This is a genomic window from Paractinoplanes aksuensis, assembly GCF_024137025.1.
Lineage (GTDB): Bacteria > Actinomycetota > Actinomycetes > Mycobacteriales > Micromonosporaceae > Actinoplanes > Actinoplanes aksuensis.
The window spans coordinates 94,513-105,337 of sequence record NZ_JAMYJR010000006.1; the positions used below are offsets into that span (position 1 = coordinate 94,513).

At 69.8% G+C, this 10,825-nt stretch carries 10 protein-coding genes; 9 read left to right on the plus strand and 1 reads right to left on the minus strand.

The features are described from left to right. Positions 1-27 precede the first annotated feature (27 nt). Positions 28-312, minus strand: a complete 285-nt coding sequence (locus tag M1L60_RS08030; protein ID WP_253236680.1) for a hypothetical protein — start codon at positions 310-312, stop codon at positions 28-30. Positions 313-401: 89 nt separating this feature from the next. Here M1L60_RS08030 and M1L60_RS08035 point away from each other — a divergent pair, with 89 nt between their 5' ends. From M1L60_RS08035 to M1L60_RS08075, 9 genes are all read left to right on the plus strand, one after another. After that, positions 402-1,061 (plus strand): DUF2291 family protein, encoded by a 660-nt coding sequence (locus tag M1L60_RS08035; protein WP_253236681.1) that lies wholly within the window; start codon positions 402-404, stop codon positions 1,059-1,061. Next, positions 1,061-2,575 (plus strand): sugar ABC transporter ATP-binding protein, encoded by a 1,515-nt coding sequence (locus M1L60_RS08040; protein WP_253236682.1) that lies wholly within the window; start codon positions 1,061-1,063, stop codon positions 2,573-2,575. The genes M1L60_RS08035 and M1L60_RS08040 overlap by 1 nt, the downstream gene beginning before the upstream one ends. Further along, entirely contained in the window at positions 2,572-3,654 is a 1,083-nt protein-coding gene (locus M1L60_RS08045) for an ABC transporter permease (RefSeq protein WP_253236683.1), read from the plus strand. The genes M1L60_RS08040 and M1L60_RS08045 overlap by 4 nt, the downstream gene beginning before the upstream one ends. Positions 3,655-3,690: 36 nt before the next feature. Then, entirely contained in the window at positions 3,691-4,686 is a 996-nt protein-coding gene (locus M1L60_RS08050) for a D-ribose ABC transporter substrate-binding protein (protein WP_253236684.1), read from the plus strand. A 65-nt stretch (positions 4,687-4,751) separates the two neighbouring features. Further along, positions 4,752-5,633 carry a transketolase gene (locus M1L60_RS08055; protein ID WP_253236685.1) on the plus strand — a complete coding sequence of 294 codons (882 nt, stop codon included), beginning with the start codon at positions 4,752-4,754 and terminating at the stop codon, positions 5,631-5,633. After that, the gene (locus tag M1L60_RS08060) at positions 5,630-6,592 is read left to right on the plus strand and encodes a transketolase family protein (RefSeq protein ID WP_253236686.1); all 963 of its coding nucleotides are present in this window, start codon (positions 5,630-5,632) and stop codon (positions 6,590-6,592) included. The genes M1L60_RS08055 and M1L60_RS08060 overlap by 4 nt, the downstream gene beginning before the upstream one ends. Before the next feature lie 130 nt (positions 6,593-6,722). Beyond that, entirely contained in the window at positions 6,723-8,180 is a 1,458-nt protein-coding gene (locus tag M1L60_RS08065) for an FGGY family carbohydrate kinase (protein WP_253236687.1), read from the plus strand. A gap of 5 nt (positions 8,181-8,185) precedes the next feature. Further along, positions 8,186-9,169 (plus strand): TIM barrel protein, encoded by a 984-nt coding sequence (locus M1L60_RS08070; protein ID WP_253236688.1) that lies wholly within the window; start codon positions 8,186-8,188, stop codon positions 9,167-9,169. A 25-nt stretch (positions 9,170-9,194) separates the two neighbouring features. Then, complete coding sequence (locus M1L60_RS08075; protein ID WP_253236689.1) at positions 9,195-10,709, plus strand: DUF1593 domain-containing protein; 1,515 nt, start codon at positions 9,195-9,197, stop codon at positions 10,707-10,709. The last annotated feature ends 116 nt before the right edge of the window (positions 10,710-10,825 follow it).

Consider the following 10,825-nt stretch of genomic DNA (forward strand, 5'->3'; position numbering starts at 1 on the left):
TCAGCCGGAGTGGCCGAGCGAACGGCCCTACTTCACCGTGACGATGACCCGCTGGTAGTGCTTCAGCGCGGGCGCGCCGTCGTCGGTGACCTCGAAGATCAGGTGGATCGTCTGCCCGCGTACGGCGTCGGCCGGCACCCGGAACGAGGCCGTGGACCCGCCGGTGACCGCCACGGAGCCCGGGTACGTGCCGGCGTCGGTGTACTGCCACCAGCGGTACGACAGCTTGTCGCCGTCCGCATCGAGGAGACGATGCCGGCGAGGTCGAACGGCGCCGTCAAGTGCGTCGATGTCACGAGGAAATTGCGGCAAGAAGCGAGAGGGGAACGACCCGTTGACAAGAACGACATCCAGCATTCACAGTGTGGGCATGCCCAATCGCCTATGAATGGATATTCAACATGACGGTGATCACACGCCGACTGCTCGCCGCGGCGACCGCGGCCGCGCTGGCCTCGGCGGTGACGGCCTGCTCCAAGATTCCGGGCGTCTACGTCTACGAGAAGGACGGGCAGGTGGCCGCCGAGGCGTCGGCGACCGATCCCGCGACGTACGTCGAGAACAACTGGACGCAGAAGATCGTGCCGACCGTGCACGACAACGCCGTCGACGTGACCACGGTGGCCGCGGCGATCGCCGACGACCCCGTGGCGGCCGGCCAGCAGTACGGCAACCGGACCGGCACCGGCAGCCCGTTCGCCTTCATGGTCAAGGGTTCGGGCAAGGTCACCGACGTCGACACCTCCGTCCCGACCGGGCCGGTCACCGTCGAGGTCCCGGTGGCCGGGGGCAAGCCGGTCAAGGTCACCATCGCGACCGGGCCGGTCATCGCCGGCACCGCGATCCGCGACGCCGTCAAGTTCATCGCGTTCGGCGACTTCACCAACCAGATCGACTACGCCGAGGTCGCGAACCAGATCAACACGAAGGCCAAGACCGAGGTGATCGCCAAGGTCGACCGCGACAGCCTGAAGGGCAAGACGGTCGACTTCTACGGCGCGTTCTCGGCCCTGTCGCCGGGCACGATCTTCCTGGTGCCGACCGAGCTGGCGGTCAAGTGATGGCCGAGATGCTGGAAGCGCACAACATCAGCAAGAACTACGGCGGCGTACGGGCACTGAAGGACGTCACTTTCACCGCCTACCGCGGCCAGGTCAACGTGCTGGTGGGCGAGAACGGCGCCGGCAAGTCGACGCTGATGAAGATCCTGTCCGGGTCCGAGCAGCCGACCAGCGGCGAGATCCGGCTCGACGGCGAACCGGTGCAGCTCGGCAGCCCGCGCGCGGCCCAGGAGCGGGGCATCGGGATCATCCACCAGGAACTGAGCCTGTTCCCGAACATGTCGATCGCCGAGAACCTGTTCGCGGGGCGTGAGATGCGCAAGGGCAGCACGTTCGTCGACGCCGGCGGTCAGCGGCGCCGGGCCCGCGAGGTGCTGAAGCGGCTCGGCCAGGACCGGATCGACCCCGACACGCTGGTCGGCGACCTGCCGATCGGGCAGCAGCAGCTGGTCGAGATCGGCCGGGCGCTGCTCGAGGACGTGCGGGTGCTGATCATGGACGAGCCGACCTCGGCCCTGTCCAACCACGAGGTCGACGTGCTGTTCGAGGTGATGGCCGATCTGCGGCAGCAGGACGTCACGGTCATCTACATCTCGCACAAGCTCGACGAGTTCCGCCGCATCGGCGACTGGGTCACCGTGTTCCGCGACGGCAGCCTGGTCGCGCACGAGTCGATGAGCAAGACCGACACGGGCTGGATCGTGCGGCAGATGGTCGGGCGTGACCCCGATTCGCTGTACGTGCGCAACAGCTCGCCGGTCGGGGACGTGCTGCTCGACGTCCGTGGCCTGACGGTGCCGGGCACGGTCAAGGTGGACGACGTCTCGCTCACCGTCAGCGCGGGCGAGGTCGTCGGCATCTACGGGCTGATGGGGGCCGGGCGCACAGAACTGGTCGAGACGCTGATGGGCATGCGTCAGGCCGGCGCCGGCGAGGTGTCCGTGCGCGGTAAACGCGAGCCCAAGGGAACCGTGCAGGCGCGCATGGCCGCCGGGCTGGCCCTGGTGCCCGAGGACCGCCAGCGCGACGGGCTCGTGCAGACCATGTCCGTACGGGAGAACATCCTGCTGGCCACCCTGGCCCGCATGACCCGGAGCGGGTTGCTGAACGGCGCGGCCGAACAGCGGACGGCCAAGACCAAGGTCAGCGAGCTGGCCATCAAGATCCCCGGCCTGGGCGCCCTGGTCACCGCGCTCAGCGGCGGCAACCAGCAGAAGGTCGTCCTGGCCCGGGCCCTGCTCACCGAGCCGGTCGTGCTGCTGCTGGACGAGCCGACCCGCGGCATCGACGTCGGGGCCAAGTCGCAGATCGCCGGGCTGATGGCCGAGCTGGCCGCCCAGGGCTTCGGCGTGCTGTTCATCTCGTCCGAGCTGGCCGAGGTCATGGCCATGGCCGACCGGGTGCTGGTGATGGCCCGCGGCCGCATCACCGCCGAGTTCACCGCCGAGAACGTCACCGAGGAGGCGCTCGTCGCCGCTTCCGCATCCGAAAGTGTCCTGGAGGGCCACTCATGACCGACACGCACGTCGCCGCCCCGGCCCCCACGGCGTCGGCGCCGCAACCGGAGGAGCGCGGCAACACCGCGCTGGCCCGGGCCGCGCTGCTCCTGCTGCGCGGGCGCACCCTGGTCGTGCTCGTGGTGCTGATCATCATCTTCAGCTCGATCTCGTCGGAGTACCTGACGCAGAGCAACCTGATCCTGATGACCAAGCACGTGGCCATCAACGCGATCCTGGCCATCGGGGTCACGTTCGTCATCCTCACCGGCGGTATCGACCTGTCGGTGGGGTCGATCGCCGGGCTGTCCAGCATGGTGGCCGGCGGGTTGCTGTTCAAAGGCCTGAACTTCCCCGGCGGTACGGTGTTCTTCTCGGTCGCCGTCGTCATCCTCATCGGCATCGTGGTCGGGGCCCTGGTCGGCGCGGTCAACGGCCTGCTGATCACGCGCTTCCGGGTGGCGCCGTTCATCGCCACGCTCGGCATGCTCTACGTGGCCCGCGGCGCGGCCCAGCTCCACAGCAACGGCGGCACCTACCCCGACCTGGGCGGCACCGAAGCCCGCGGCAACACCGGTTTCGGCTTCATCGGGGTCGACAGCATCCTGGGCATCCCGGTCGCCGTCTGGATCATGGTCGTCGTCGCGGCCGTCGCCATCGTCGTCACCACCAAGACGCCGTTCGGCAAGCACATCTTCGCGGTCGGCGGCAACGAGCGCGCCGCGGTGCTGTCCGGCATCCGGGTCAACCGCGTCAAGATTGCCGTGTACGTCATCTCGGGCGCCTGTGCCGCCCTGGCCGGCCTGCTGCTCACCTCGGAGCTGGGCGCGGCCTATCCCGACACGGCCACGACGTACGAGCTGAACGCCATCGCGGCCGCGGTGCTCGGCGGCACCGCGCTGGCCGGCGGTCGCGGCACGATCATCGGCACCGTCATGGGCGCCTTCGTCATCGGCTTCCTCAGCGACGGCCTGGTGCTGGTCGGGGTCTCCACCTTCTGGCAGTCCGTGGTCAAGGGCGCCGTCATCATCTTCGCCGTCATCACCGAGCAGGCCCAGCAGCGCCTGCAGTCGAGCCTGACTCGGCGCACCGCGTAACCCTTTCTCACCCCGTCGCATGTGAAGGGATCCACCATGAAATACCTCCCCTCCCGCAGAGCATTCATCGCCGTCGGCGCCGCTTCCGTCCTCGCCCTGGCCGCCTGCGGTGGTGGCGACGACGACGCGTCCTCGTCCGGCGGCTCGAGCGCGGCCCCGGCCGCCTCGAAGCTGATCGTGATCATCACGCCGTCGCCCGACAACGTGTTCTTCAAGGCCGAGCAGGACGCCGCGGCCGCCCAGGCCAAGAGCCTCGGCTACGAGACGCTGGTGCTCAGCCACGACGACGACCCGACCAAGCAGAGCCAGCAGTTCGACACGGCGATCAGCCGCAAGGCGGCCGCCATCATCCTGGACAACGCCGGTGCGGACGCCTCGGTGACCGCGATCCAGCGGGCCAAGGACGCCAACATCCCGACCTTCCTGATCGACCGTGAGATCAACAAGACCGGGGTCGCGGTGGCCCAGATCGTCAGCAACAACGCCCAGGGCGCCGGGCTCGGCGGCCAGGAGTTCGCGAAGCTGATGGGCAACAAGGGCGAGTACGCCGAGCTGCTCGGCAAGCCGACCGACACCAACGCCGGGGTCCGCTCGAAGGGCTACCACGGCATCCTCGACCAGTACCCGGACCTCAAGATGGTGGCCCAGCAGAGCGCCAACTGGGACCAGGCCGAGGCGCTGCAGAAGACCCAGACGATCCTGCAGGCCCACCCGAACATCAAGGGCATCATCGCCGGCAACGACACCATGGCCCTCGGGGCGTACGCCGCGGTGCAGGCGGCCAAGAAGGACATCATCGTCGTCGGCTTCGACGGCAGCCCCGACGTCGTCTCGTCGATCCAGAAGAAGGCCATCAAGGCCACCGTCCTGCAGCCGGCCAGCAAGATCGCGCAGATGGCGGTCGATCAGGCCGACGCCTACATCAAGGCCGGCGGCAAGACCGACCAGCCCGAGAAGCAGTCGATCGACTGCGTGCTTGTCAACGCCGACAACGCCGACACGGTCAAGGACTTCGCCGTCGCCGGCTCCTGACCTTCTTTTCGGGGCGGGCCCCTCGCCTGGCCCGCCCCTTCACCACCGTAAAGAAAGGCACACCCATGCTGGTCGCCGACCCTGGTACCGCCGCCGACTGGCGCCGGTTCCGGCAGGAGTTCACCGATGCCGGTCCCGAGCGCCGCCGCGAGATGCTGCGGGAGCGCGCCAACCAGTCCCGAACCGCTGACCTGCACATGATCGGCCGGGCCGGCCTGGGCCACGTGGGCGGCGACATGTCCGTCCTCGACATCCTCACGACCCTGTTCTTCAGCGTGCTTCGGGTCGACCCCGAGAAGCCGGAGTGGGCCGACCGGGACCGGTTCGTGCTCAGCAAGGGGCATACTGCCGGGGCCCTGTACGCGACGCTGGCCGCGGCCGGCTTCTTCCCGACGGCCGAGCTCGACACGTTCGCCGGGCCGTTGTCGGCCCTGAACGGCCACCCCAACCGGGTCAAGGTGCCCGGCGTCGAGACCAACACCGGCCCGCTCGGGCACGGCCTGCCGGTCTCCGTCGGTATGGCCGTGGCCGGCCGGCTCTCCGCGTCGGCGCGCCACGTCTACGTGGTGCTCGGCGACGGTGAGCTGCAGGAGGGCAGCAACTGGGAGGCCGCCATGACCGCCGGGCACCGCCGCCTGTCGAACCTCACGGCGATCGTCGACCGCAACCGTCTGCAGCAGGGCGCCCGCACCGAGGAGACGAACACCCTCGACCCGCTGGACGACAAGTTCCGGGCCTTCGGCTGGGACGTCCTCGAGGTCGACGGGCACGACCACCTCGCGCTGCACGAGGCGTTCACGGCCCCGCGCGGCGACCGGCCGACCTGCGTCATCGCCAACACGATCAAGGGAAGAGGCGTCTCCTTCATGGAAGACCGCGTGGAGTGGCACCACAAGGTGCCGTCGGCCGAGCAGATCGTCACCGCTTCCGCGGAGCTGGCCCGATGAGCGCGCCCGTCACTTCTCCGAGTGAAACGTTCGATTGCCGCGTCGCTTTTGCCGAGGAACTGAGCGCTCTGGCCCGCGAGGACGAGCGGATCGTGGCCGTGTGCAACGACTCGGTCGGCTCCAGCAACCTGGTCAAGTTCCAGCAGGAGTTCCCGGACCGCCTGATCAACGTCGGCATCGCCGAGCAGGACATGGTCGGCGTCGGGGCCGGGCTGGCGCTCAGCGGGTACATCCCGTTCGTGTGCGGCGCGTCGCCGTTCCTGACCGGGCGGGCGCTGGAGCAGATCAAGGCCGACGTGGCCTACAGCCAGTCGCCGGTGGTGCTGTGCGGGATGAGCCCCGGCATGGCGTACGGGGAACTGGGCCCGACTCACCACTCGATCGAGGACCTGTCGTGGCTGCGGGCGATCGCCGGGCTCGACGTCGTCGTGCCGGCCGACCCGGCCGAGACCCGCTCGGCGGTGCGGTGGGCGGCCCATGCGAATCGGCCCGCCTTCCTGCGCGTGGGCCGGTTCAAGGTGCCCGCGGTGACCGGTGACCGACCGTTCACCTTCGGCGCGGCGACCACACTGCGCGACGGCACCGATGTCACGGTGGTGGCGGCCGGAACCATGGTCTCGCGCGCGCTGGAAGCAGCCGAGGAGGCCGCTGAACAGGGAGTATCCGTGCGAGTGCTGAACATGTCGACGATCGCGCCGCTGGACGAGGACGCGATCCGCCGGGCCATGACCGAGACCCGGGGCATCGTGACCGCCGAGGAGGCGACCACGACCGGTGGCCTCGGCGCGGCGGTGGCGGCGGTGGTGGTCACCGAGCGCGCGCCGGTGCCGATGCGGCTGCTCGGCATCCACCGGGAGTTCGCGCCGACCGGGACCACCGCCTTCCTGCTCGAGCACTTCGGGCTGACCACCGGCGACATCCGCCAGGCCGCGATCGGCCTGGCCCGCACCGATGCCTGACGTCCCCAGCCCGGCCGCCGACAGCGACCGGCCCGCTGGCGACCGGCCCGCTGACCGTGACCGGCCCGCTGACGGTGACCGGCCTGTCGGCGGTGACCGGCCTGCCGGCGGAGGGCGGGGCCTGGGGCGGGTGACGGGCGATCTTGTGCTGGCGATCGATCAGGGCACCAGCTCCACCAAGTGCCTGCTGGTCGACGCCGAGGGTGTGGTCGTGGCGACCGGGTCGGCGCCCGTGCCGATCCGGTATCCCCGGCCGGGGTGGGTCGAGCAGGACGCGGGCGAGATCCTCGACAGCGTGCTGGTGGCGGCCGCGCAGTGCCTGGCCGACGTGCCGAGGGAGTGGGTGCGCGCGGTCGGTTTCAGCACCCAGCGCGAATCGGCCCTTGTGTGGGACAAGCGCACGGGGGAGCCGGCCGGGCCGGTGCTGGGTTGGCAGGACCAGCGGGCCCAGCCGATTTGTGACGCCCTGCGCGAGAAGGGACAGGCTTCCCGCGTACGGGAGATCAGTGGTCTGCCCCTCGACCCGATGTTCAGTGCGGCCAAGCTGCGGTGGCTGCTCGACCGGGCGCCGGACGCGGTGGTGGGCACGATCGACTCGTGGCTGCTGTACGCGCTGACCGGCAGTCACCAGATCGAGTCGGGCAACGCGTCGCGCACCCAACTGCTGGACGTGCGGGCCGGCGCGTGGAGCCCCGAGCTGCTCGACCTGTTCGGCATCCCGTCGACCGCGCTGCCCTCGCTCACCCCGTCCGCGGGCGAGTTGGGGCGCATCGGCGAGCGCGGGGGAGAGCTGGCCGGCCTGCCGATCACCGCGGTGCTGGGCGACTCGCACGCGGCGCTGTACGCCCACGGCGACCGTGCTGCGGCCGGGGCGCCCCGCGGCCCGGCAAGCGGTGGCGCGCTCGGCGGCCCCGAAGAAGGCGGCGCACTCGGCGGTCCTGTCCATGGCGGCGTCAAGGTCACTTACGGCACCGGCTCGTCGGTGATGCGGCTCGGGGCCGTCGCCAACGACGGGGTTTGTATGACCGTCGCATGGAATGACGAACTGGCAGCCGAGGGCAACATCCGGTCCTCCGGCTCGACCGTGGCCTGGCTGGCCGACTTGCTGGGCAGCACGCCCGAGCAGATCGGGCGCCTGGCCGCTTCCGCGTCCAGCGACGGCGTGTGCCTGGTGCCGGGCTTCGGCGGGCTGGCCGCGCCGTGGTGGGACGACACCGCGGTCGGGCTGATCAGCGGGCTGACGCTGGGCACTAAACCCGCGCAACTGGCCCGGGCCGCTGTCGAATCGATCGCCCACCAGGTGGCCGACGTCGTGGACGTGATGGGCCCGGCCGACGCGCTGCTGGCCGACGGCGGCGCCACCGGCAACGACGTCCTCATGCAGATTCAAGCTGACCTCACGGGTGTGCCTGTGCTGCGCGCCCGCACCGCCAACCTGTCCGCCCTCGGCGCCGCCTTCCTGGCCGGGGGCTTCACCCCACCCATCTCGTACGACGAATTCCGTCCCCAGCCGGGTGACTCCGCCGCACAGCGCTCCGCGTGGCGGGCGGCGGTGGCCCGGGCCCGCACCCCACAGCATGGGAGCTGAGCACCATGACCGAGTACCCCCGCTTCGGCGCCGGCCTGTGGCACTTCGCCACCTACGTCGACCGTTACGCGTCCGACGGTTACGGCCCGGCCCGCACCACGCTGGACGCGATCGAACTGGCCGGTCAGGTCGAGGACCTGTCGGTGGTCGACCTGAACTACCCGTTCACCCCGGGCGTCGGCCTCGACGAGGTCAAGGACGCGCTCGCGGCCCAGGGGCTGTCCGCCATCGGCATCACGCCCGAGATCTACCTGCGCAAGTTCGCCCGCGGCTCGTTCACCAACCCCGATCCCGGCGTACGCAAGGTCGCTCTTGATCTGATGCACGAGGCCGCGGGCATCGTGCGCGAACTGGGCGCCGACTACGTCAAGATCTGGCCCGGCCAGGACGGCTGGGACTACCCGTTCCAGGTCGACCACCACACGCTGTGGAAACTGGCCGTGGACGGGATGCGCGAACTGGCGGGCGCGCACCCCGACCTCAAGTTCGCGATCGAGTACAAGCCGCGCGAGCCCCGGGTCAAGATGACCTGGGACTCGGCCGCCCGTTCGCTGCTCGGCATCCAGGAGATCGGCCTGGACAACGTGGGCATCCTGCTCGACTTCGGGCACAGCCTGTACGGCGGCGAGTCGCCGTCGGACGCGGCCCAGCTGATCATCGACCACGGCCGCCTGTACGGCATGGACGTCAACGACAACCTGCGCGGCTGGGACGACGACCTGGTCGTGGGCACGGTCCACCTGACCGAGATCTTCGAGTTCTTCCACACGCTGCGCAAGAACAACTGGGAAGGCGTGTGGCAGCTCGACCAGTTCCCGTTCCGGGAGGACAGCGTCGACGCGGCTACCACAGCGATCAACACCTTGAAGCGGCTCCACCGCGCGCTCGACCGGCTCGACACGGCCGCGCTGGCCGAGGCGCAGGAACGACAGGACGCGATGGCCGCGCAGCGCATCGTGCAGAACGCGCTGTTCGGCGCCGTCGAATAGCCCGACCCGAGATTGGGAGATCATCATGCGTATTCCCCGCGCACTAACGATCACCATCGCCGCCGTCACCACTCTCACCACCTTCGCCGCTCCGGCGTCCGCCGGCGGTTCGCACGCGGAGAAGCCGCGCACCGTCGTCACGACCGACATGGAATCGGACGACATCGCGTCCCTGGTGCGGTATCTGCTCTACACGAACGAGCTCGACACGAAGGGCATCATCTACAGCAGCAGCAAGTTCCACTGGGCCGGTGACGGGAAGGGGACGGAGTTCTTCCTGCCCAACCGCGAGTACAAGACACCGCAGACGTCGTGGCGGTGGACCGGGAACACGACCATCGAGAACGAGCTGATCCCGGCGTACGCCAAGGTTTATCCGAATCTGCGCAAGCATGACTCGGACTATCCGAGCCCGGCCGAGCTCAAGTCGTTGGTGCGGCTGGGCAACATCGCGTTCGAGGGCGAGATGGCCACCGACACGGCGGGGTCGAACCTGATCCGGGATCTGTTGCTGGACAAGGATCGGCGGCCGCTGTACCTGCAGGCCTGGGGTGGCACGAGCACGATCGCCCGGGCGCTGAAGTCGATCGAGGAGAGGTATTCGGCCTCGCCGAAGTGGGCTTCGGTCAAGGCGGCGGTGTCGGCCAAGGCGGTCATTCTGGCCAGTGGGTTCCAGGACGAGACGTACGCGAACTACATCTCGGTGAACTGGCCGGCCGTCAAGGTGGAGGAACTGTCGGCGGGCTATGCCACGTGGGGCTTCAACTGCAACAACAACGGGCAGGGGAACGTCCGCGGGCTGCCGGCCGACCGGGTCTACTTCACGGGCGCCTGGATCAAGCGGAACATCCAGGTCGGGCCGTGGGGTTCGCTGTACCGGTCGTGGCTCGACGGGCAGACCACGCCGGGTGACCCGCTCGACGTGTTCGGCGACCCGGTGAAAGCGCCGGGCGGCTGGTGCAAACCGATGGCCAAGTACGACTTCCTGTCCGAGGGCGACAACGTCGTGTTCAACCAGCTATTGCGTACGGGGCTGCAGAACCCGGCCGACCCGGCCATCGGCGGCTGGGGCGGACGGGCGTACCAGGTGACGGCTTCGCCGAACCTGTGGGAGCTGGTGCCGGCCGAGAAGGACGCCACCGGGGCCGACGTGGCCAATCTGACCACGCTGCGGTGGGCGGCGGCCGCGCAGAACGACTTCGCCGCCCGCATCCGGTGGACGCTGACGCCGCGCTGGTCGGCCGGCAACCATCCGCCGTCGGTCCGGGTGGTGGGTCAGGACACGATCCGGGTCCGCCCCGGCGCCACGGTGAAGCTGGCCGCGCACATCTCCGACCCGGACCGCGACAAGGTCACCACGACCTGGTGGCAGTACCGCGAGGAGGGCTCGTATCCCGGAACCGTGACCGTCGACGGATCTCGGGTCACTGTTCCGGCCGACGCGCAGCCGGGGCAGACCATCTCGGTCATCGCCCAGGCCACTGACAACGGCGGGTTCCCCCTGACCCGCTACGACCGGGTCACCATCCGGATCTCGTAGGGCTCGCGGCGGGGGCCGGGGGGGGGGGGGGGGGCCCCCCCCCGCGCCGTCCCGGGCGCTCCGGGGGCCGCCTCGGATGCGGTAGTGGCCGGTCCGAAGCCGGTCCGAGCGCTCGG